This is a genomic window from Flavipsychrobacter stenotrophus, assembly GCF_002954265.1.
Lineage (GTDB): Bacteria > Bacteroidota > Bacteroidia > Chitinophagales > Chitinophagaceae > Flavipsychrobacter > Flavipsychrobacter stenotrophus.
Window position 1 is genome coordinate 1 of sequence record NZ_PPSL01000013.1, and the last position, 22,790, is coordinate 22,790.

Here is a 22,790-nt window from a genome sequence, read left to right on the forward strand (position 1 = left end):
TTGCCATTGATACGATTTTCGGAAATGGGCTTATTATACTATCTAATAAGTCTGAGGATCTTACAGGCCGAGGTAATATGCTGATGAGAATGATAAATACACAGTCGTGGAAGCAATAATTTTCATGTCTCAGTCCCCGGCGAGTCTCCTTTTCGGGACTCGCCTACAATCGAGGTACTATAGCTGAAGTGTAAACAACTGCCTAAATATGTCCATCAATTGGTTCGATAACCTTCCCATCTGGGGCACGATTGATTATCAAGCAGTTACGTTCATTCGTAGCTGCTTTTTTATTTTATAAAAAACGTCTTGCATTGTAATTTGCATTATAGTCCTTGGGAAGCCGCTATGGTGGTGGTTTTTGCTGTTTAAGTAGCCACTAGTCCGTGTTTATACAGCTTTCCAGTTACTATTTCTCCAAAAACATAAAACTGCTTCCTCATTTCTATTGGATTTCAAATAGGAGCAAACGCTAAATGTTAAAATCAAGAGCCCGCCCCTTCACACTGGCATAGTTTTACATGGTATAAACTATGATGAAAAAGAATTGGATTTATACGTCGGTATTAGTGTTGAGCTCATTCGTAGCTCTTTATTCCTGCAAGAAGGACAATAATAATTCAGGCGATACCTCACAGGTAAGTATGCACCTCACTGATGCCCCTTCCTCCATATACGACCATGTATATATAGATATACAACAGGTTGAGGTGACCATGAGCGGTAGCAGTGCCGTAACACTTACTCCTATACGCCCGGGCGTATACGATATCCTGCACTTCCGCAACGGGCTGGATACTTTGCTCATGCGCGCTAGTATTCCTGCTGGCACTGTAAGCCAGATAAGGCTTATACTGGGCACAAACAACTCGGTTGTTGTAGCGGGCACTTCATATCCGCTCAGTACGCCCTCTGCACAAGAGAGTGGTGTGAAGCTGAACCTCAACCAGACATTTGCAGCCAATGGCTCTTATGATGTATGGATCGACTTTGATGCCGCTAAATCAATAAACCTTACCGGTAGCAATACTTACAAATTGAAACCCGTAATAAGGGCCTACAGCGCAGCTACAAATGGTAGCGTGAAAGGGCATATACTGCCACTCACTTCTATGTCTATTGTATATGCTATAGACGGTGCCGATACATTCGCTGCCATCCCCGATAATGCAGATGGCTTCTTTAAAATAAACGGCATGGCGTCAGGTTCTTATACCTTAATGGTACAGCCGGGTGTCGCAGGTCTTGCTGTTTATAGCCAAACTAATGTAAGCGTGACCTATGGTACTATATTCGACCTTGGCACTATTACTTTACATCCTTAAAATAAACATAGCTACTTAGTAACCGGATAATTTGTACCAAAAAGTAAAACCCACTTTGAGAGTGGGTTTTGCTTTTGACACAAACAGGAATATCGAACTCTTTTCCATTTTACCCTGCTTACATTATGTTTTTAATGTTTGCTTATGCCTTCGTTTTTCTACTTTTAAACCATGAAGCGTATTTCTTCACTGCTGTTATTATTGATTTTGGGTAGTGTCTGTAACGGGCAAGACCAATCTCAGCCAAAGCGCACCCCACGCAAAATAAAGACAAACACCACAGCACATCCGAAAATGGTGAGGGCACAAGGGACTAGCTATACCCAGGTTGATTGTGGGTTCATGGATAAAACAGGAAAGCTCTGGTTCGGCACTTTGAATGCAGGTGTTTATTGTTATGATGGCACATCATTTACGAATTTTACGAAGAAAGATGGTTTATTGAGTAATAATGTGAATGCGATTGTTGAAGATAAAGCAGGAGATATTTTGTTTGGCACTAGTAACGGGATTTGCCGCTACAGTGGGAAAACGATAACAAATCTAACAGCAAAGGAAGATGCAAGCAAGAGCCCTGTTTCATGCCTTTTAGAAGACAAGCAAGGCAACCTTTGGTTCGGAACAATGAACAGTGGTATTTATCGTTATGATGGGAAAAAATTTACAAATTTTCTAAATAATGATGACCATCCATTTAACCTTGGTGTCCACTATCAATATATTGTGCATATAATACAAGATAAGATGGGGAACCTATGGTTTAGCTCTTGGAACGGTGGTGGCGTATGGCGCTATGATGGGAAATCTTTTAAAAATTTTCTTCCATCCACAGAATATTACAGGTTGAACGAAGATCAAAGATCCTCTGACAGGCATAAGACAGAATCCATGCCCAACTTTATACCAATAGCCTTTACCGACTCCAGGCCGAAAGACTGTATTCACGATGATATGATTTTTTCGATCTGTGAAGATAAGCCGGGTAATCTTTGGTTCGCCACTCGAAGACACGGTGCTTGCCGCTATGATGGAAAATCATTTACCGGTTTTAGGGAGCAAGAAGGATTTGTTAGCGGTGGTATATATTTTATTTTAGAAGACAAACATGGAAATATTTGGCTCACTACAGAATCAAATGGTGTATGGTGTTATGATGGAAAAACTTTTAGAAATTTAACTACTAAAGATGGACTCATTAATAACTCTGTTTGGTTTGCTTTAGAAGATAAAAAAGGAAACCTTTGGTTTGGAACAAGAGGTTTTGGTTTGAGCCGCTTTGACGGTAAAACCTTTACTACTTTTTCGGAGTATTCTGAGTAATGGCTTGTTGCAATCAGCGCACTAAGTTGATTTTAACTTGAGTATTTCATAGAAGAATTTTCTTGCATAGTTCGAAGTTTTGTCGTTTAGGGATAGAGTTGAAAGGCACTCAAACTCTTCAAAATTTCCATATTACACAGTTTATTAAGTTATTTGGGGCTGAAATAGCGGAAGTTTGTAGTAATGAGCTGAAGGAACTTTATGTTGAATTTATGTATTGCACGAGCATAAAAGCACGTATTGCAAGAGATCTTGTTAAATTAAATTCTTTGCAACAATTGTATTTTTACCGTAACAAAATCGAATCTTCTGAATTTGACTTTTTTAAAGGCGATCTTATCAAACAAATAGATCCGGACTTAGGGGTAAAGTTGATGAATATCATTGTAAAGAATTCAATTTGAATTTAGTTGTTAGATTCTAATTTCCTGTTTTGTTGACTTCTAAGGTTGCTCAGTTGTTACGAAGACAGGATTCAAACTAACGGATTTGCACGTTGCCTGTGAGGCTCAATCGCTTCAAAATTTCCATCAATTGGTTCGATAAACTTCCCGTCTGGGGGACTGAATGAAGAGCGGAGAAACAGAGCGAGAGCGGTTTCTCCGCTTTTTTATTTTTACTGCCGTTGTAAACATCATTCTATAGCATCATCTTTGCAAAATAAAATCAGCGGAGCATTTTTTCTAAGGAAACATTTACAAAGTCACTACATGAACCATGCCAAAAAAGTTGCGGCATCTAAGCCAAAGGCTAATCCACAAGCAACAATTGAAAATATGCCCAAAAAAAAATTGGGTAAGTCCATAAAGTATAAGATGGCAGGCACAGCTATTATCCTTTTTTCTTGGATAGTTCAAAACTATTCCTTCGACAGTTGGGACTCTAAGTCCAAGGACTATATGGAATCGGCAAGAGATTTCTCAGACATGACGAGGTCATCACTGTTGTACGAAAATCTATACTATGTTGTTAATGGTTCAGATGATAGTATGATGAAGTCTGCCTTGAAAAGAGAATATATCCATCAGGCAGCGATGAAGTATGTTGGTGGCCTGACAGTTTCTACTGTTAATAGGCCCTTGGATACAGAAGATAAACAGCGTCTGATAGACAGTTTAAAAGGCTTAGCATCGAATGTTTATGACTTCGATGCTTTCAATAATTACATTCTTGAAGCGGATCGACTGATAGGAGATACCCGCAAAGAAGCAGAAGAACAAGTAAAAGAAATTAAATTCTGGAGGACTCTGTTTAAAAACGTTTACCTACTGTTATATCTTGTTGGAACAGGAGTCTTAATCTGGGGCATGAAACATGAATAGTTGCTTCACCGTTTGGCGTAGTCTTTTCGACTACGTCGTGACTGGCAGGCAATCTTCAGATAGCAGTCATTGTATCTTTTGCGTTTCTATTTTCATGAAGTAGCTTTATCCCAAAGTAAATAAGTCATTTTGCATTTCCGTAGTCGCTTTCAGCAACCCGGTAGCCATTCAGCGCCGTTCGTCGGATTTAATTTATAAGGGTTAATTGTACTTGTAAATTGTAATCTGATGGTCTTAACTGGAACGTAATTACGAACCAAAAGATGAATGAGCATTTAAAGACTAATGCTAAGGCAGCGGGTATTAAGCAAGATCTGTTCTTTCACCTGGCGCGCCACACATTTGCCACAACCATTACATTATCTAATGGGGTTCCATTGGAAACAGTGAGTAAGGTTGTATAATCAGGGCATTATTTATCTATGAACCACTTTTTAATACCTTGACAATAAATTCTGTTACTGCCTCGGTAAGTTTCCCAAGATGTAGCAATACCAAATCAAAAGCACAGGGACTAAATTGGGACTATTGTCCTCAGCAAATTTTTTAAAATAGGCTGCTATATCCATGTTACCTTCAAAGATAACCAAGAGAAATTCCTATGCAATAGGTTTATTCTGGCACATAACTTGCAATGAAGATGGAATAAATATTATATGCCGCTAAAACGTGGTATTGATAGTAATGTAAACGTATTATATTTACCGCAAAAAAGAGATTGAATTTGGCTAGATAAAAACCACCCCACATATATACTTTACGATTTTTTGTATTGTACCATTTTAGTTGCTATTTCTAAATGTCGAAACTTTAAAATACGCTGCAACGAGATGACTATGATGCGCCAGCCATGGCGTAACTGTGTCTTTTGCAGCGTAAGGCCTTCGACAGCCTCGAATAGCATAAAGAATTTCAGTTACGCTATTTTTTTGCTCACCATCATAATCAAAATCAAAAATGAAAAACACAAAACGGGTGCTACTATCGGCAGCACTATCCTTAATTTCCTTCGCCACCATAACGTGCTACACGTCGTGTAAGAAAAGCAGTTCATCAGTGGATGCGTGTGGTGCTGTTAGTTGCCAGAATGGAGGGTTGTGCAGTAATGGCTCATGCACTTGCCCAACTGGATATACAGGAACGACCTGCCAGAGCAAAGCGACCACAACACTTACATATAAGAACAACGCAGTTACTGATGTTACGATGACCTTAAACGGGTCAAACTATACCATTCCAAAGTCAGGTAGTGTGTCAGTTACAGGGACATACGATGACCAAGCGGTTGCCTATATATCCGCCAAAGGAACAAATTCATCAGGTGGTCTAATTGGGGAGGTTGTATCATTCTCTATAATTAGCAGATTCCCTTCATCTGGGTCAACTATTGTCAATGTAGATGTTCCATCCGACTACTTCTTTCTTATCATAAAGAACAATGGTGCGGAAGCTGTCACCAAATGCTATTTCAACTACGGACTTACAACGCAGTCATTATCTTATTTCAGTGTGCCTAACAATGGTTCTAATTATGGTTTCGGATATTATAGTGCCCTTAGCACCTACAATCTGCGACTAGAATCCAATACTTATTATTGGTCATTCAATCCACTGGCATTACCATTCACGAACAATCAATATAAACTTTTAACACTCAACTAATATGAAAATAACAATCACAATTTTACTTTTAAGCGCATTATTTTTGAGTTCATGCGCAAAGCGTGTTACGGTATCATACGGTGGTGGCAATGATAATGTTGGGACGGTTAAAATAAAGCCATCTACGACAATTAAGGGCGCATCGGTTACGATGGACGGCAAGTTAGTTTGGGATAAGAGAAAGCGGATTAAGACTCTTACGGTTACGAATGTGCCGAAGGGAAACCATGAAGTGAATGTGGTGTCTGAAAGTTGGGCTTACAAAGAGTCATTGAACGATAAGCAGACGGTGAAGATTACTGGGAGTGGCGATAATAAGGCGGTGTTGGTGAGTGTTCCCCCGTATAGCACTGGTTACTACATTTACATGACAGTTATAATAATAGTATGCCTTCTGCCTAGTTTGATTGCATTATAAATGTGCATTACAACCATCCGATTTTATCTATAATCCTGTTTGCGAACTCCGTTTTCGAGCAGGATTTTTTTCATGAAAATAAAATTTGAAAGGATATATTACAGCGCGCAAAATCAAGATCACCAACATTGAAAACTGGGGCAACCCAATTAATTATTGAAACAATTTACCAGAAGTGGTGCGTCAGAGTAACTAACAATCCAGAGATTCGGAAAGCAGGCCACAACCATCTGAACAAATCCGACATATTCACGTCAAACACTCATGCATGGGTGGAAAAGTAATGTCAGGTTCGAGACTGGACGGCTATAAATAAATTATATGTGTTTTGGTTCGCTTTTACGGCTTTGCACACCCGGCAAGCATTTCAGCAGAGTCGCTCGTTTGTTCGCCTACACTCGCATGTGTTGGCATACATAGCAAACCGCCACCTTTACGCCGGCTGGTTTAAAGCAATTTAGTTGTTTGTTACTACTTTTTTGTAAATTTCAGAAAAAATAATCATGTCTAAGATCACGACCCTTGATGAGATAGCACAGATAGTAAAACAGCTACAAAACAACCGATTTTTAGGAGTTGATTTTTGGGAGTTCTATCGTGGACAAGGTAGCGACAGATTTAAGTTACAGCCAGGCATTTTTCGTGAACGCCGAAATGAAGACTCATATGAGAAAGAAGAGTTAAGATTGTTTAATTGCTTTCAGAAAAAGGCTAAAAAAGGTAAGATCGTTGTTCAAGATACTTTTTCAAAGGACAAGTTTCCACATACCCAAACATGGTTTTCATTGTTTCAGGCACAACACTTGGGGCTAACTACTAGGTTACTTGATTGGACTATTAAATGGGAAATGGCTGTCCTATTCGCCGTTGAAAATGAAACACTACACAATGAAGATGGGCAATTTTGGATATTGCGATGCCCTCCAGATAAGCTCATTAAAGACGACAGCCCTCAAATATTAAAGGGTTCTCCTTTTCAGGTAAACGAGTTTCATACGATAAACTACCCTTTTTTCTACGAAGAGCAAAATGATCATTTTACTGCCGAGCATAGAAGAGCAAGGCAGTGGGGACGCTTTTCCATTCAGCCTTTAAAAGACGGTATGACACCGCTAGAAGAACAGCCTACTACACGAGACTATTTAGAAAAATTGATTATTGATAAAAACGCCAAAGCTGCTATAAAAAAGGAATTAAACGACCAAGGATTTACATTGGACTGGGCTTATTGTCGGCATGAGGCAAATATTACAGAAACCATTAAAAATATCAATAAGCCATCATTGTTGAAACGCATATTCGGTATTTGTTAAGTAAGCAACCATGTATGCAGTATATCACATAATTGACTTTGTTTTTCCTTCAATTTTACTGAAAGCAGTCGGGCTATTTAAAATGTGATGTATATAGGAGATACAGAAACCTAATTTGGCTGTCCAGAATCATTTAGAAGAAAATTATTCCATTGATCCTGCTTGGCTTCATTATAAAACCTTGCAGGTGTAACTAATCTTTGAAACTTTATTTTGTTGTCCTTACAATAGTCTTCTATTTCAATAACTACTTTATTCATTCTGGGTATATCAGCGAAAGTGGATCTTGAAAAACATACTCGTTTAAGGTTACTCAATTCCTTCATAACCTCTATTACTTTTCTCCATTCTATTTCTTGCTTATCAAGGTAAGCGTCCTCATAATTTACTTCTTGCCCCTCGTGAACCTTTACATTTTCAATCAAGTCAATAAATGCAATCTTATATGTAGAACTGAAGTTCTCTTTTTCAAGCCTACTGGCGTTTTTTAAACCCTTCTTTGTATGAGCAGTTGGTAAAATCGTCCATAAATAGTTGCGTGGTCTGCTATAAAAGAAGTTCGCTTTATTGTCTTCCACATTTGGATTGAAGGTACCAATTATCAAAGTTTCGGCATCTTTTGCCGGTTGATAATCAAGAAATTTGTGCATTATAACATTCATAACTTCCATATCTATAACTATTAACCCACACTTCGGGTATAGAAACTAAGATCGTCATTAAGTGCGAGGCGTATAAACCGTCCAAGGATCCGCTGTCTTTTTTAGGCTTAATAAATCTATTATCGTGCGTCCACATTCAGGACATGTCAGCCTTGTTGGGTTAGCGCTGACTTTGCTCAACTTCATATCTGCGGGAATAGATATTTTAACTAAGAAAGGTTCTGCTTTTAAGTCTTTCATCTTGAAACATGGAATCCAGCAACCAACTGGGGGCAGACTATTTTGATGTTGAATACAACTATAGCACATATAAATAAAATCTTGGTTGAAGTGAAGAGCAAAGTTAACACCTCTGTCTTATTTTTAGGGTAGAGGTTTTTTTAAGGCAAATAATTTTCTATCCTGCAGGATAAGGAAGCTATCTAGGAACTGTTTGGTGTTATCAGCGATAAAGTTGGTGGTCGTCCGGGTGGATATACCTGTATCATTAAGTTGCCTCGCCGTGCTGGTGATGCCGCGGATATGGCTATGATAGAGCCGGTTGCCTTCAACGAGATCTATGGTAAAGATGCTGAAGCAGCTGATGTCAAGAAACCACGACGTAGCCGTCGTGGTTCAGGTGCCGCTAAAACTACAGAAGCTACTCCGGTTGCTTCAGCAACTACAGAAGCTCCTGCTGCTGAAGCAACAGAAACTGCTGAATAAGCTTTTTATAAGTTACGTAAATAAAATGGCTGCCTTTATGGTAGCCATTTCTATTTGATGTATTTTAGGGCAATATTTAGGAAGCTGTCTTTACACAAATTAGAGTCTACTTATTACATTACCCTTTACCTTATTCTTACTATATGAGATCAGTTTTGCGATTAACTGCACTGATAGCACTAATGCTGCCACTTTTTACTAAGGGGCAGGTTATTGTCAATGTTGCGGGCAATTTGAATGAATACTACTCCGGCGATGGTGGGCCCGCAACAACAGCAAGTCTTGCCAATCCTTATGGTATAAGCGTGAGCAAGCAGGGCAACGTGTATATTGCCGACCATAACAATTTTGTTGTCAGGAAAGTAGGCACAGATGGCATTATAACTACGGTTGCCGGTAATCATACGTATGGGTATAGTGGTAATGGCGGGCCGGCTACAGCGGCCCAACTAATGTTCCCGTGGGACGTTGCTGTAGACGATTCTGAAAATTTATACATAGCCGATATGGCTAACCAGGTGGTGAGAAAGGTGAGCCATACAGGTATCATTTCCACTTTTGCCGGTAATCATACTTACTCTTTTTCGGGCGATGGTGGTCCTGCTACTGCCGCAGGCCTGGCTAATCCTCAATGCGTTGCTGTCGACCGTTATGGCAATGTTTACATTTCAGATGGAGGCAATAACAGGATAAGAAAGGTAGATACTGCCGGGACTATCACAACTGTTACAGGCAATGGTACGCCAGGACTTTCGGGTGACGGCGGACCGGCATCGCTGGCAATGATAAGCCATGCTGCAGGTATGGCGTTTGATACCGCCGGCAACCTTTATTTTTCGGATAAGGTCAATTACAAGGTGCGCAAAATAAGTACAGCTGGCATTATCAGTACTGTGGCGGGAATTGGCACGGAGGGTTTTAGCGGCGACGGCGGACCGGCAACAGCTGCACAGTTCCGTGGGCCAGAAGGTTTGGCCGTAGATAAGAGCGGAACGATATATGCAGCAGATGGGGAGAACGACCTTATCAGGAAGATAGATCCTTTGGGAGTAATTACAACTATATGCGGCCACCCCCTGATAACCGGCTACAGCGGTAATTATGTATTAGCATTGGGTGCAGTAATAAATTACCCGATTGGCATGTCCATGGATACTGCCGGAACCTTATATTTTGCCAATATCGGTTCTAACTTGGTTCAGAAAATAATTATGAACTGTGCACCCGCATCTATAATGGGCACTGATACCCTTTGCATCGGTGCGTCGGTAACTTTTACCGATAGTATTGCAGGAGGTTCATGGAGCCTGTCGAGTGTTACCACAGCTACAATAACTGCCAGTGGAGTAGTGACCGGCGTTGCGCAAGGAGGTAATAATATTATCTACACTACCAATAATATCTGCGGTGTACAAAGCAGACTCCAATATATATATATTGAAGCACCCGCGCAGCCGATTACCGGTGCCGACAGTTTATGTACGGGAAGTACTGCTTTGTTTGCAAATGGAAGCTTTGGGGGGATGTGGACATGCACAAATGCACATACTACAATCACGGCTGGAGGATTGGCCACTGGTATATCAACCGGAACAGATACAATAAGCTATCTATTAACTAATAGCTGCGGTGTTTCATCGGCTGTTAAAGGTTTGGAGATCATTCCGCCTGTTCATTTAAGCCCTATTGTGGGCCGAGATAGTATATGCACATTTGTGATGATAGTATATACTGACAGTATTATGGGCGGGGTATGGACCAATAATAATTCTCTTGGAAGTATATTAGGGGGACACCTTACGGGTTTTAACGCCGGAATAGATACGCTTAAATATACCGTTACCTATACTGCGCCCTTGGCATGCGTAGTGCAGGTGAAAAAGGCTGTTGTTATCAGTAGCGCGCCGCCGTCGACTTTTACTATTTCAGGTGTTGATAGTATATGTCCAGGGGATTCTGCAGTTCTGTCGGTTCCCGGTGGAGGGATGTGGTATGTGCAAAATGGCAATGCAACGGTGTCCTCGTCAGGAATTACTACCGGTGTCTCTCCTGGTGTTGATGTCATCACCTATACGCTTACCAACGGATGTGGCAGCGTAAGTAAGGTAAAAACGATCCGGGTTCGCACTGAGGAATCCTGTGCGCACGGCGTATCTGTTGCTTCTTTAACAAATGAAGATATCAACATCTACCCTAACCCGGCTGTTTCAATGCTCTATATCTCCTCGCCCAATAAAATCAATCATATTGCTATAACCGATGTACCCGGTAAATATTTTTTAGACAGAGATTACAATACAGGGTCTATAGCGCTTGATGTAAGCAGTTTACCGCCTGGATTATATTTTCTAAGAATAAATGGCGATGTTGTAAGGAAGTTTGTCAAGGAATAGACATTCCAGGACATGTGCACCGTATTTAACGCGTCCGCACATATTTATGTGTGCTGGAACAATGCTCCTATTTCTTCAGTTTTCTGCGGGCATCGGTGTTAAAGAGCTACCTCACAGCATTAATAATTAATATTAATTCCAACTACCAAGACAACTGAAAAATACTTCCTGAAATGGAAAGAAGAAAACTATATCTATGATTCCAACCAGAACCTGCTGGATCAGCACTTGCTTCAATTCTGCACAAAAACCAGAGTGCTTGAGCTGATCCATGACTTTGTTGTGTTCGATGCTGGTATAAAGAAGTTATGCCGACCCAACCAATACTTTGGGGTTAGAGTGGAAAATGCCGGGCCAGTTACGGCCGTTTACTCCCGTAAACGCCCATTTCTTAAAGTAACTTTACAGGTAGATTTAGCTGGCAATCTACAACGTTCTCAGAAAATTGTCCACTTACCAAATTTGATAAATGTCCCTTCTTAAGTCATCTATTGGGTTCTAAACCTTATTTAGGTCTTGGGCCAAACGATGAGTATTCAAATATTCACAAGCCAAATGAATAACTTTCAAAAATGACTATAGAAATAAGTTACGATCAAACAAGGGAATTGCTTGAATATTGTTGCGGTTGACCAATTTTGTTCTAGAAGGGGGAAAGAACGATTGGGAAAGTGTATAGTTTAGAATTCTTCCCAGAGAATGTGTGAGCACCCATTCTTTTAAAGTTACTTTCAAAAAATTGTAACAACATGAAAATCAAATGATACTTAATATCTTTATTACAAACTAATTATTATGAGTGCTTTTAAAGATCAATTTGAGATATTTGGCGAATTGGGTGTGGAGAAAGCTGATTTAGCTAAGTTTCGAAAGCTGGCAATGGATATTGAGACTTTGCTTGATAACAGTAAGTCTGTACCGGCGCAACAGCTATTGGAGTTCAAGGGATATTTCAGAAATGTTACAGAATTAGAGCAGAGGGATAAGATTGGTAAACACATTGATGAAATTGAAAAATACTCTCTGCAGGCGTATGAGAGATTTAAAGTTGAACCTGACTATATGAAGTTCCATGGGATTTCAATTCAAAATGGTTCTGACAATACGCTAGAAACTCTTAGTTATTACCGCAATGTCAATAAGAAAGTGAAGCCACCATCGGGTTCTACTGAAATTAAATATTCGTTAGAAAAATTGATCAACCATATGGTTGTAAGTTACTTTTTACGGAAAAGAAAAACGGATAGATTTGATAAATCTATTATAATCAGATTCTTATATGATGAAGCAGCTAAGTATGAATCTATCCACATTGGGGCATCCTATAAACGTCGGCTTAGTCCATATGCAAAGGGGGTAATAACTGGTTATCTTACGTTGGTGCTTGGGGGGGCAGATCAGAGTAAAGAACTTAGTAAAGAAAAATACGTAAGAACTCCTCCATTTTATGACTACGTAAAATATGCTCTAGCGGAAAGAATCAAAAAAGAGCAGGCAGCTATAGCGGAAGAAAACATTGCGTGAATTATGTTTATTTTCTCCTTTAGTACTAATGAAATTGCCCCTTAAGTGAGTACTGAAATTATTTCGAAACTTTCAGTATGTGAATAATTTGCCATGCGAATTAGTGTGTCTAGCTTTGTATTCTAAAGCAATCAACAAGAAGTTGGCTGTTTCAAAATGCAAAATAAGATGAATAAAAATCAATCAACACCCATTTGGGTAGAAGATCGGGTAGACGAGCTATTAGACAAGGTAGCGGAGATAATTGAAAAGAATCAGCGTCCTGCAAATGAGGTAATTCTTACCGAAAAAGAAACCCTGCAATGGCTGAAAGTCAGCAAGAGAACATTGGCATCCTGGAAGGCGGAGGGAATAATCATCTATTCTAAAATTAAGGGAGTGATCTTTTATCGGCTCTCAGATATACTGACTCTTGTTGACAATAATAGGGTAGAGCCAGTAGCATCAACCCGTAGAATATTCCGATCAAAATAAAAACGCTTCTCGATCTTCACTTTGGTCTTTGGTCAGAGTTGAAATACAATTCGCAGCAATTATTCAAGGACAATCAAATTCAAAAAAATGGACGTAAAAAAACCAACAAAGCGGATGTCAAAACGACTCTATGCGGGTATTCCGTGTAAAAAAGCTGACTGTAATAAGATATTTCAGCCTACTGACAGCAGGCAGAAGTATTGTTGTCCTCAACATAGAGTTGACCACAATAACGACAAAAGGAAGGCAAATGACACAGATGCAGTAGCCCTGCTGAAAACACTTAAACACAATGATGCTGTTTTAGCCAAGGTTTTTCGTAGTGAAATATACTCAATGACCAAAGGAGTTTCCTTAGATCTTCTACAGTATGAGCGCTTCGAATTTGACTACTTTGTTAAACGACAGAAGAATACACAAACTGGAAAAACGGTGTTGTGGATGTTTAAATACGGCATAGAACCAACAGAGTTTAACAACAATATTTTTTTAATTCGCCAAAGTGCATAAACTACTTTCAATGGATCAGATATATAAGAATTTGTCGCTTGCTGAACACTTTATCAATACACAAGAACCTTTTGTAATCGCCCCAAATACAATGCCCTTTTCTGTGGGAGGAGTTGTCAAACCACCTGATATATTGTTAGAATCCCAGCCAATTGATTTGTCTAAACCGATGTTTCAAACGGCTAGCAATTCCATTAATTTGGCAGCATATGTACAACAGAACTGGGTCCCTATTGTCATAGTTATTTTGGTAGGTGGAGTAATAATTTTTGTGGTTAATGAAAAATATCAAGAGGCTAAAAGGGTTTTGCCTCCGAGTAAGGTTCTGACTATAATTTAGGTTCACAAATCTATTTTCGTCTCACATTAGAATATCTTTAAGTTTCCTTTCTGTATTTTACCCAAATGAATATTTGGGTATGTTGAAACAAATCAATACAAATCGATTGATTTGATTATTGGGAAATTGAATTGCCGAAATGCAAATCCCAGCAGTTTGATACGATTCAATGCGATTCAATACAAATCTATACGAATCTATACGAATCAATATGAATCAGTATGAATTACTGAATTGTAGCTTGAGAGTGGTGTAATTTCAGAGACATTTTTGCAGCTGGAATAAATACTCCAAATGAAATCATCAGAAGTGGATTGGTGAAAGTGCCAGCAGGCAAGGGTTACAAAGGATTGCAGCAAAATATTTTTATGTGGTTTAAATTTGGGGTTCGAATTTTGACACAGCCCGCAGATAATTTCCCCACTCACGCTCGGCGCAGGTTTCATTGTTCGATAGGACTAGGATAGCCTAGAATCTAAAAGCGCTTTTCATTAGTTCTTGTTCGGCTCTTGAAATACCAATTTCATTGGCTACTTTCTTCCAATTACTGACGACAACTTTAATTTCATTAAGAATTGTTGTCATCTCAACTTTAGTTAACTGAAAATACTCACCAACACTAATGGCTAATTCAAAATCTAACGCATTATTTTCTGTATCAATGTTAAGTGCGAGCCCATCTTTATCTATTGAAGGATTTATATCGTAGGCAGGAGATAATAGCCAACCTTTGTCTGTTAGTATAAATCCATGATTACGTAAATGATCATCAGTGTTTGAAATTGCAATGTGGAATGAAATTCTACGCCAAAGCTGATGAAGATCTTTTTTGCTTTGAGCTCCATTGAATTGAATAAATTCTGCCATATCAAGATAGCTTGAGGGATTATCTCTAATCGTATCTTCATTTTGACCGGTCATTGTCATTGCAGATGCGAATTGTATTCTCTCGGCTCCAGCTCTGTCAAATCTCTTAGTGAAAAATGTATTGTACTTTCCTGATACCTTTTCAATTTTCGACTCTGACATTTCAATTCCAGCACTTAACGCAAGTTTGTATGCCAGATATTCCCAGGAAGCTTTATCAATACTATCACCCTTAGATGGGAATTTGGCTATCCATAAATTTCCATTATCATCCAGGATATTAGCTTTAGGTCTTGCGCCTCCTAAAGAAGAGCCCGGTGCCAGTAAAATATTCAGCCACTTTCTTACTTCATCATTATCATCTTCACTTTCCAGCAACTCAGCGCCATGTTGTAACTCTCTTATGCTACTCCACGGAGGTGCAGGTGATTGGTCATTATCATCTAAGAGTGGGCCGTCCCTTTCTAATTTAAACCTTAACGCCCCCATTCTGCTTTTGTCATAAACCCCTAACAAAAAATCTACATCATATAAAGTAGGCGAGGGCCAACCTTCTGCACTAGCGTTTTGAGCTGCTCGCCTTTTCATTAAGGTTCGTCCCCAGGTATCAGGCATTGAGTCAAGGAATAAACCAAAGTTTTCTTTACCAACAGGATATTGATGGCCTTTATACCAAGAAATATCAGGGTCGAGTAATAGTTGTTCTTTTGAACTGATCCAGTCAGTATCATATTCAAAGCTAAATGCCTTTCTTCCTTTAGCTTGGTGCGCACTTAATATACCAATACATTTGGGCTCATGCATACCCTTCCAATGAGCGTAAACGAATATGTCTCTTTTCTGGTTTGCCATTTGTTATTTCCTTCCGATTAAACTAAGATCTTGCAATTTTCTACCATACTCATCGTCACTGGCAAGCTTCAAAATGTCGTCCTGCATTCCTAAGACTCTAAGGACATTGAAATATGCCGCCATGGAAACGCTACCATTGCCCTTTTCTATTTGGTACAAGGTAGTTCGGTCAATTCCTGCCCTCTCAGCAACCTGTACCATTGTCAATCTGCGTCTCTTTCTAGCTAGTTTTAAGTTTTCGCCAACCTGCTCAAACAACTTCTGATACTTCGGGAACAAAATTTGCTTCTTGCCACTCATATAAATGTAGGATATTATCAACAAAATTAGATAAAATAAAGATAATAGTCAACATTTATATTTATTGAGGTTAGGTTGTAATATGCTTGACTAATATAGATAAGTTTCATTTTGTATCGATGTAAATCATTGCAGGTCAATATGTATTATTATATATTGAGTATTCTAATATTGGCCCAACAGCAATGAAGTTAATTTTTTTTATAAAAGTTATGTAATACGATTCTCCATTGAAATATAATTCCACCTAATTAAAATTCACACTCTTAGAAATATAACATGCTATAGATAAATCGTTTAAAAATTATAAAATAAAATAAAGGAATATTACATTCTATTTTTGAAAAATAATAATTTGTGCGTGTTATAGCCTAGCTTTACACCTGTATAATTCAATTCCCGGCAAGATACTTGTGGATTCAATCCACTGTATTCTCACTTGCAGACTTAGTTAATTAGAGTCTTCTTCCCGTGCGATGCAGATAATGCTTTAAACCATTGTTCTTTCAAAGGAATTATTATGCGGGGTAACAAGAACCTCTAAATCTCCAAATAAACTTTGCACAAACTCCGTTAAAAAATGTGCAAAATTCTGCAATTCATTGAAAAGAAAATACAAATTCAACACGCCGTTCGTTCGCGTTTCGCTTATCTGACTCTGGAACCTTTGCTGTTAGAAAAAACCATGCCAAAAGTATTTTGGGTAAAGTATTTTGGTGTCAAACAATACCCTTATTTACTTCAAATAGTGTCAACCAAATTTGAATCGACACTCTGAAAAAAAGTGTAAAAGGTTTATCGTCATTTGGTTGAATCTGTACAAAACAATAAGAAGTTGATATTGCGTAACAATTTATTAATCTTGACGTAACATAATATTGATGCCCCGTTAACCTTGTACATCGAATTTAGCAGGCTAAATGCAACCTGTATGAATTACATTTCGATGTCATATGCCCAACGACAGATCGTAATAATTCTTTCTTTTATATTATTGTTGACGCCATTCTTTGGTCACTCGCAAATTATTAAGTGGGATCCTTCGCTAATTCCTGGCGGCACAATCACTGCTGGCGGTTATGGTCCAAGTCCATGGACACCTGCTACAATTAATGCAAATTTAGCATTTACGGGAGGTACCAGTGGCTTAATACGTGGATCTTCGATGGTAGTAACCGGCTCAGGTGCAACCTCTTGTTATGGAGCCGCTGGTGGTTTTACCAGTACATCGTCAGCATCCGGTGAGGCTAATAGTTGGTATTTTCAATTCACTGTAAATAGCGGTTATGTTGTTTCACTAACAACCATGTCAGGAAATACAAGAAGATCAGGAAGTGGTCCTACAGGATGCGATATTCATTATTCAGTAGGTGGAGGTGCTTACGTATTAGCTGGCAGTTGGAGTACTACACTGACAACAGGTACGGTTGGAACGCCTGGATCAACTGATCTATCAGCAATAACGGCATTGCAGAATGTAGCTGCTGGTACTGTAATTAAAATAAGAATAACACCGATAGGTGCAACGGGTGGTAGTTGGTATTTTACAAATACAAGTTTGGCATTAGCAGGTACAGTATTGCCAATTTGTACCGGCACCCCTAACCAGGGTACAGTAGCAGTAGGTACTTCAACTATTTGTTCAGGTGCTACTACCACACTTACACTTGGCAGTGCTACAACGGGAAGTGGCATATCTTACAAATGGCAACAATCGGCTAATGGTACAACTTGGTCGGATGTAAGCACGGGAACAGGCTTTACAGCGCTTACCTATTCCACTCCTGCATTATCAACCTCAACTTTTTATCGGTGTCAGACTACATGCTCCAACTCAGCAACAACTGTAACCTCAACTAACTCACCTTCAGTTACTGTAGTTCCTAATCCTTCAGCAGGTACTATTACTGGTGGATCTTCTGTGTGCGTAGGGTCAACTTTATCTCTTAGCACTACTGGCCTTACTGGTGGTACATGGACACCAACAGCGGCTAGTGGAGCCGCTACAATTGGTGGTAGTACAGGAATTGTAACGGGTGTGAGTGCAGGAACAAAAACATTTACCTATACAGCTCCAATTGTTTGCGGTAGTGCGGCTACTTTAACAGTAACTGTCAATGCATTACCTGCAGTTGGATCCATATACCCATCAACTCCTGGTGTGCAGATCGGATCTTCTGTCTCTTTATATAACCCTACTGCGACAGGTACTGCAACCTGGAGCAGCGTGAACGGAACAGGTAGTGTTACTATAACTTCTTCTGGTGGTGTAGTTACAGGTGTTACCCAAGGGACTGCTACAATAAGCTACAGCACTACGAGTGCTGCAGGTTGCGGACCTTTATATACAACACGTACGATATACATTAATGGACTTACGCCAACTATTTCATCTATATCCCCACTTTCAGGTATTCCTGGATCAACTGTTGTCATTAATGGAACAAATTTCGATCCCGCTTCCAGCATAGTTTATTTCGGCGCAACAAAAGCAACAATAAATGCCGGTTCGTCTACAACATTAAGCTTATCAGTTGTAGTACCCGCAGGTGCTCTTTATGGTCCTGTTTCGGTAACTTCTACTAACAACTATACAGCGTATTCCCCTGCTCCTTTTACCCCGATTTACAACAACTCAGGCTTTGTATCTAATACTCTGAACTTCAACAGTGCATTAATATTGACTTCTGGCGCTACTCCCTACTCGGGTGCCATGGGCGATCTTAATAATGATGGACAACCAGATCTTGTTGTGAATAACACCGCAACGGTAGCTGGCAGCGGATCTCCATCTATATCAATATTCAAAAATGTAATGACAGGTATAGGTGTCATTTCAGGCTCTTCTTTCTCATTAACAAGTACTATAACTACTTCTATTTTATCGTATACACCCAATAACGTAAAACTTGCAGATATTGATGGTGATGGTAAACTAGATATTATCGTTCCATTGCCGGATGCGGCCTATCTATTGGTATATCGCAATACTACATCAGGTGTTGGTGCTAATCCAACGTTCGCTACTCCCGTGTCTATTTCTGCCGCTGGTTACACTTCTGTAGCAGCAATCAGAGACTTTGATGGTGATGGTAAGCCTGATCTGGCATTGTCTGGTTTTGCAGTAAGCAACTACATAATAATATTACCCAATACGTCTTCAGTAGGTTCTGTGTCTTTCGGTACTGCTGTTGTAGTTCCTGCAGGTGCAGCACCTTCAAGTGTTTGCATCGCTGACTTTGATAGTGACGGGCTTCCAGATGTAGCCTGCCCTAACTCTGGTTTTAACTCCGGAACAGGCACCTACTCGGGAAGTACGATCACAGTCGCTAAAAACACTTCCACTTATGGCTCTATATCATTCGGAACCTCAGTTTCTTTAACTGTTGGTTCAGGACCATTGGATGTGGCCGCAGGCGACATTAATAACGATGGGAAAAGTGACCTTTTAGTTACTAATTCAAATAGTGGAAATATCAGCATATTCATCAACTCTGGTGCTACTGGTACGATTACAGCCTCATCATTTGCATCCGCAGTAAATTTCACATCAGGTTCCGGATCGGGTTCTACTCCAACTGGTATAGCAGTAGCAGATTTGAACGGAGATGGCAAACTAGATGTTGTGGTATCTAACAATGCTGATAATACGGTTTCCATCTTTAGAAATCTAGCTTCAGGCTCTACAGTAACACTTTCCCTCGCCAGTCCACAAAATATTGCAACTGGCAACAAACCGGTAACTGTAACTATCGGAGACCTCGATGCAGATGGTTACCCTGATATCGTAACAGGCAACCGGGGAGGAGCTACAGCTGCAGCAACAAATACGATAACCATACTAAAAAATTACCCTAAACCGCCAATAGGCACAAGTTCCGGAACAGCTACAATATGTCCGGGCAGTTCAACAACTTTCTCTAATACTGTATCAGGTGGTGGATGGGCGCTCTCTAACACCACAAATGCAACAATAACCAGTACAGGAGTAGTAACAGGTGTTGTATCAGGTACAGATACAGTAATTTATTACACTGCTTTCGGAGGAGATTCAAGCTTTGTTTACACACCAATAACTATAAGTCCGGCTGCACCATCAGTTTCGGCAAGTGCATTACCTAGCACATTGTGTACAGGAACTACGCTTATTCTGTCCGGCTCAGTTTCAGGCACATCAGTTTATTCATGGAGTGGTCCAAATGGATTTAGTTCTACCATCATGAATCCTACTGCTCTAATCACGAGTACTTTGTCTGCGGGTGTCTATTCTCTTACAGCTTCCAATAGTTGTGGTACTATAACGGCTACAACATCAGCCATTGCTGTAAATGTTGCACCTTCTCTGTCAATCACGGGTTCAAATGTTATTCCATTAGGAAGTAGTACATCGCTTACTATAAGCGGCAACAATGGAGATGTAGTTTATTATTCATGGACGGGAGGTGCTTCATCTACAACAACAATAGGTTCTGGTGGAACGACATCATTTACTGTTACACCTACTACTACAACAGTCTATTCACTAGACAGCGCAATATCTTTGGCTGGTTGTTTTGCAGTAATTTCCGGGGAGAGTGCTACAGTTACAGTTGATATGGGCTGTACTGCGCCACCAACGAGTGTTACATCTAATGCATCTGCATCAGGAATTTGTCTTGGCAACTCTGTTACGCTTACAGGAAGTGCAGTAAATGCAATTTCTTATCAGTGGAGTGGCCCTAACGGATACACGTCAACAGATCTTTCGCCTGCATCATTTACAGTAAGTACTGCATCAGCTGGTATTTACACATTATCTGCAACAAATGCATGTGGAACGAGTACTTCAACTACTACTTTTACTGTTCTAAACATACCATCAGGTGTAAGCGCAAATTTATCAAACACCACAGTTTGCAGCGGACAATTACTAACACTTACAGGAACGGCGACAGGAGCAACATCATATTCGTGGGCATACCCAAATGGTAGTTCATCGACAAATCTAAATCCTGCGGCCATAACTACAACGATTTCATCTGCAGGTATATATACACTTACTGCTACCAACAGCTGTGGTAGTGTATCGACATCTACAGCTTCTCTTTCCATAATTAACGCTGTTACTTCAGTCAGCGCATCGTTATCTTCTTCATCGGTATGTAACGGAAACAATCTAACACTAACAGGTGCGGCATCAAATGCAACCAGCTATGCTTGGGCGGGACCAAACAGCTTCACCTCCACAGACGCCATCCCAGCATCATTTGCAGTTAGTACTGCATCGGCAGGTATTTATACATTTACGGCAACAAACTTTTGTGGTAATGTTACCGCTACAACGTCATTATTATCTATAATCACCACCCCTTCAGTTGTTACCGCTTCTCCATCAGCTACGTCGATCTGCACAGGCCTAACACTTAGTTTGAACGGAACAGCGACAGGAGCAACCAGTTATTCATGGAGTGGACCAAATAGTTTCACATCAACTGATCTGAATCCTGCAGCATTTCCCGTTAATACAGCATCTGCAGGAAGCTACACACTAGCAGCTACAAATAGTTGTGGAACTGTTTCAGCAACCACTTCTCCAATAAGTATATTGAATATACCTACGGCAGTTATTGCAACATTGTCGTCTTCAACTATATGTAATGGCGGAACATTGACTTTAACAGGTTCAGCAACAAATGCTTTGATCTATTCATGGAGTGGCCCTAACGGGTATTCTTCATCAGATCTTAATCCTGCATCATTTGTAGTTAATACTGTATCAGCAGGTGTTTATTCGCTTACTGCTACTAATACTTGTGGCAGCGCCACTGCTTCTTCAGCTTCGCTTTCTGTCTTATTAGCTCCATCTGCGGTATCTGCTGCAGCATCATCTTATACTGTTTGTGCGGGTAGCACTCTTACATTGACTGGTGTAGCATCAGGTGCTTCAACCTACTCATGGAGTGGTCCTAACAGTTTCTCTTCAACCCTTCTGAACCCGGGTTCATTTACTGTCAATACTGCTTCAGCAGGTATATACTCATTTACTGCTACAAATAGTTGTGGCAGCGCGTCTGCTACTACAACTGCTATTACGGTAAATACACTTCCTACAGCTTCTGTTTCGGGAACTGCCACCATAGTCTCAGGTTCAACTACTACTTTGTTATTTACCGGTACAGCTAATGCTACTGTTTACTATTGGAACGGTAGTGCTACGACTACTACTACATTAAACGGTGCTGGTAGTAGTACTGTAACTGTAACACCTACTGTTACTACTACATACACACTTACTTCAGCAACATCGGTTGCAGGATGTTCTCAGAGTATATCAGGTGCTGCTACAATTACGGTGACTCCAGCAAGCTGGATCAACCTTAGTAATGTTGCACCTACTTATACCCAGAACTTCAATAGCCTACCTAACACCGGTACTACCTTTACTTGGACGGACAACGGAACTATACAGGGCTGGTACGCTGCTGCAACGGGGACTGCGAGTTATAGGGTAGATAATGGTTCTTCGACCTCGGGTGGTGTCTTCAGTTATGGTACTACTTCTGCTACTGACAGGGCGTTGGGCAGTCTTGGTTCAGGTACTCCCGCTACCCAATACTATGGTGCTCGCTTTAAGAATAACGGCACCAGCAACATTGTAGGTCTTACAGTGTCTTATACAGGAGAACAATGGAGGAATGGCGGACCATCACCTGCTGCTGCTCAAAGTAATACAGTTGATTACCAGGTGGCAGCAACCAGCATAACTGCCGGTACATGGACCAATGCACCTGCTCTGACCTTTACCAGCCCTGTGTTCAGCACTA

Annotated in this window: 17 protein-coding genes; 14 read left to right on the forward strand and 3 right to left on the reverse strand. The window is 40.1% G+C overall.

Annotation, left to right across the window (positions count from 1 at the left end):
• The first annotated feature begins 533 nt into the window (after positions 1-533).
• The 7 genes from CJD36_RS22465 (at position 534) to CJD36_RS22505 (ending at position 7,360) form a co-directional block, all read left to right on the forward strand.
• Complete coding sequence (locus CJD36_RS22465; protein ID WP_105041460.1) at positions 534-1,325, forward strand: DUF4382 domain-containing protein; 792 nt, start codon at positions 534-536, stop codon at positions 1,323-1,325.
• A 171-nt stretch (positions 1,326-1,496) separates the two neighbouring features.
• The gene (locus tag CJD36_RS22470) at positions 1,497-2,645 is read left to right on the forward strand and encodes a ligand-binding sensor domain-containing protein (RefSeq protein ID WP_105041461.1); all 1,149 of its coding nucleotides are present in this window, start codon (positions 1,497-1,499) and stop codon (positions 2,643-2,645) included.
• 710 nt (positions 2,646-3,355) lie between these two features.
• Positions 3,356-3,967: a hypothetical protein gene (locus tag CJD36_RS22480; RefSeq protein ID WP_105041463.1), complete on the forward strand. Its 612-nt coding sequence runs from the start codon at positions 3,356-3,358 to the stop codon at positions 3,965-3,967.
• Positions 3,968-4,230: 263 nt separating this feature from the next.
• On the forward strand, positions 4,231-4,371 hold the full coding sequence (locus CJD36_RS22485; RefSeq protein ID WP_105041464.1) for a site-specific integrase: 141 nt from the start codon (positions 4,231-4,233) through the stop codon (positions 4,369-4,371).
• Positions 4,372-4,924: 553 nt separating this feature from the next.
• Positions 4,925-5,629: a calcium-binding EGF-like domain-containing protein gene (locus CJD36_RS23085; RefSeq protein ID WP_133162763.1), complete on the forward strand. Its 705-nt coding sequence runs from the start codon at positions 4,925-4,927 to the stop codon at positions 5,627-5,629.
• A 1-nt stretch (position 5,630) separates the two neighbouring features.
• Positions 5,631-6,047 (forward strand): hypothetical protein, encoded by a 417-nt coding sequence (locus CJD36_RS22500; RefSeq protein ID WP_105041467.1) that lies wholly within the window; start codon positions 5,631-5,633, stop codon positions 6,045-6,047.
• 503 nt (positions 6,048-6,550) lie between these two features.
• Complete coding sequence (locus CJD36_RS22505) at positions 6,551-7,360, forward strand: FRG domain-containing protein (RefSeq protein WP_105041468.1); 810 nt, start codon at positions 6,551-6,553, stop codon at positions 7,358-7,360.
• A 110-nt stretch (positions 7,361-7,470) separates the two neighbouring features.
• Here the strand turns inward: CJD36_RS22505 and CJD36_RS22510 are convergent, their stop codons facing one another.
• Positions 7,471-8,031 (reverse strand): uracil-DNA glycosylase family protein, encoded by a 561-nt coding sequence (locus tag CJD36_RS22510; RefSeq protein WP_105041469.1) that lies wholly within the window; start codon positions 8,029-8,031, stop codon positions 7,471-7,473.
• Positions 8,032-8,451: 420 nt separating this feature from the next.
• On the opposite strand from CJD36_RS22510, the gene CJD36_RS22515 reads away from it, so the two are divergent.
• The 6 genes from CJD36_RS22515 (at position 8,452) to CJD36_RS22545 (ending at position 13,968) form a co-directional block, all read left to right on the forward strand.
• A complete protein-coding gene (locus CJD36_RS22515) occupies positions 8,452-8,727 on the forward strand; it encodes a L17 family ribosomal protein (protein ID WP_394337903.1) in 276 nt (91 codons plus the stop codon).
• Between the two features lie 143 nt (positions 8,728-8,870).
• Positions 8,871-11,120: an NHL domain-containing protein gene (locus CJD36_RS22520; protein WP_105041470.1), complete on the forward strand. Its 2,250-nt coding sequence runs from the start codon at positions 8,871-8,873 to the stop codon at positions 11,118-11,120.
• Between the two features lie 795 nt (positions 11,121-11,915).
• Entirely contained in the window at positions 11,916-12,644 is a 729-nt protein-coding gene (locus CJD36_RS22530; RefSeq protein ID WP_105041471.1) for a hypothetical protein, read from the forward strand.
• 168 nt (positions 12,645-12,812) lie between these two features.
• Complete coding sequence (locus tag CJD36_RS22535) at positions 12,813-13,118, forward strand: helix-turn-helix domain-containing protein (RefSeq protein ID WP_133162764.1); 306 nt, start codon at positions 12,813-12,815, stop codon at positions 13,116-13,118.
• An 87-nt stretch (positions 13,119-13,205) separates the two neighbouring features.
• Complete coding sequence (locus CJD36_RS22540; RefSeq protein WP_105041473.1) at positions 13,206-13,628, forward strand: hypothetical protein; 423 nt, start codon at positions 13,206-13,208, stop codon at positions 13,626-13,628.
• Between the two features lie 10 nt (positions 13,629-13,638).
• Entirely contained in the window at positions 13,639-13,968 is a 330-nt protein-coding gene (locus CJD36_RS22545) for a hypothetical protein (protein ID WP_105041474.1), read from the forward strand.
• A gap of 468 nt (positions 13,969-14,436) precedes the next feature.
• Here CJD36_RS22545 and CJD36_RS22550 read toward each other — a convergent pair whose 3' ends face one another.
• Together CJD36_RS22550 and CJD36_RS22555 are read right to left on the reverse strand one after the other, a co-directional pair.
• Positions 14,437-15,687, reverse strand: coding sequence for a type II toxin-antitoxin system HipA family toxin (locus tag CJD36_RS22550; protein ID WP_105041475.1), 1,251 nt, complete (start codon positions 15,685-15,687; stop codon positions 14,437-14,439).
• 3 nt (positions 15,688-15,690) lie between these two features.
• Positions 15,691-15,987, reverse strand: a complete 297-nt coding sequence (locus CJD36_RS22555; RefSeq protein ID WP_105041476.1) for a helix-turn-helix domain-containing protein — start codon at positions 15,985-15,987, stop codon at positions 15,691-15,693.
• A gap of 931 nt (positions 15,988-16,918) precedes the next feature.
• Between CJD36_RS22555 and CJD36_RS22565 the strand changes: the two genes are divergently transcribed.
• The coding region (locus CJD36_RS22565) for an FG-GAP-like repeat-containing protein (RefSeq protein WP_133162765.1) at positions 16,919-22,790 on the forward strand (5,872 nt) is incomplete at its 3' end.

Bases quoted from the DNA above. Each gene is read 5' to 3' on its own strand.
- CJD36_RS23085 (WP_133162763.1), top strand. From the start codon at position 4,925: ATGAAAAACACAAAACGGGTGCTACTATCGGCAGCACTATCCTTAATT.
- CJD36_RS22520 (WP_105041470.1), top strand. From the start codon at position 8,871: ATGAGATCAGTTTTGCGATTAACTGCACTGATAGCACTAATGCTGCCA.
- CJD36_RS22510 (WP_105041469.1), bottom strand. From the start codon at position 8,031: ATGGAAGTTATGAATGTTATAATGCACAAATTTCTTGATTATCAACCG.
- CJD36_RS22540 (WP_105041473.1), top strand. From the start codon at position 13,206: ATGGACGTAAAAAAACCAACAAAGCGGATGTCAAAACGACTCTATGCG.
- CJD36_RS22485 (WP_105041464.1), top strand. From the start codon at position 4,231: ATGAATGAGCATTTAAAGACTAATGCTAAGGCAGCGGGTATTAAGCAA.
- CJD36_RS22500 (WP_105041467.1), top strand. From the start codon at position 5,631: ATGAAAATAACAATCACAATTTTACTTTTAAGCGCATTATTTTTGAGT.
- CJD36_RS22550 (WP_105041475.1), bottom strand. From the start codon at position 15,687: ATGGCAAACCAGAAAAGAGACATATTCGTTTACGCTCATTGGAAGGGT.
- CJD36_RS22545 (WP_105041474.1), top strand. From the start codon at position 13,639: ATGGATCAGATATATAAGAATTTGTCGCTTGCTGAACACTTTATCAAT.
- CJD36_RS22505 (WP_105041468.1), top strand. From the start codon at position 6,551: ATGTCTAAGATCACGACCCTTGATGAGATAGCACAGATAGTAAAACAG.
- CJD36_RS22470 (WP_105041461.1), top strand. From the start codon at position 1,497: ATGAAGCGTATTTCTTCACTGCTGTTATTATTGATTTTGGGTAGTGTC.
- CJD36_RS22535 (WP_133162764.1), top strand. From the start codon at position 12,813: ATGAATAAAAATCAATCAACACCCATTTGGGTAGAAGATCGGGTAGAC.
- CJD36_RS22480 (WP_105041463.1), top strand. From the start codon at position 3,356: ATGAACCATGCCAAAAAAGTTGCGGCATCTAAGCCAAAGGCTAATCCA.
- CJD36_RS22555 (WP_105041476.1), bottom strand. From the start codon at position 15,987: ATGAGTGGCAAGAAGCAAATTTTGTTCCCGAAGTATCAGAAGTTGTTT.
- CJD36_RS22530 (WP_105041471.1), top strand. From the start codon at position 11,916: ATGAGTGCTTTTAAAGATCAATTTGAGATATTTGGCGAATTGGGTGTG.
- CJD36_RS22465 (WP_105041460.1), top strand. From the start codon at position 534: ATGATGAAAAAGAATTGGATTTATACGTCGGTATTAGTGTTGAGCTCA.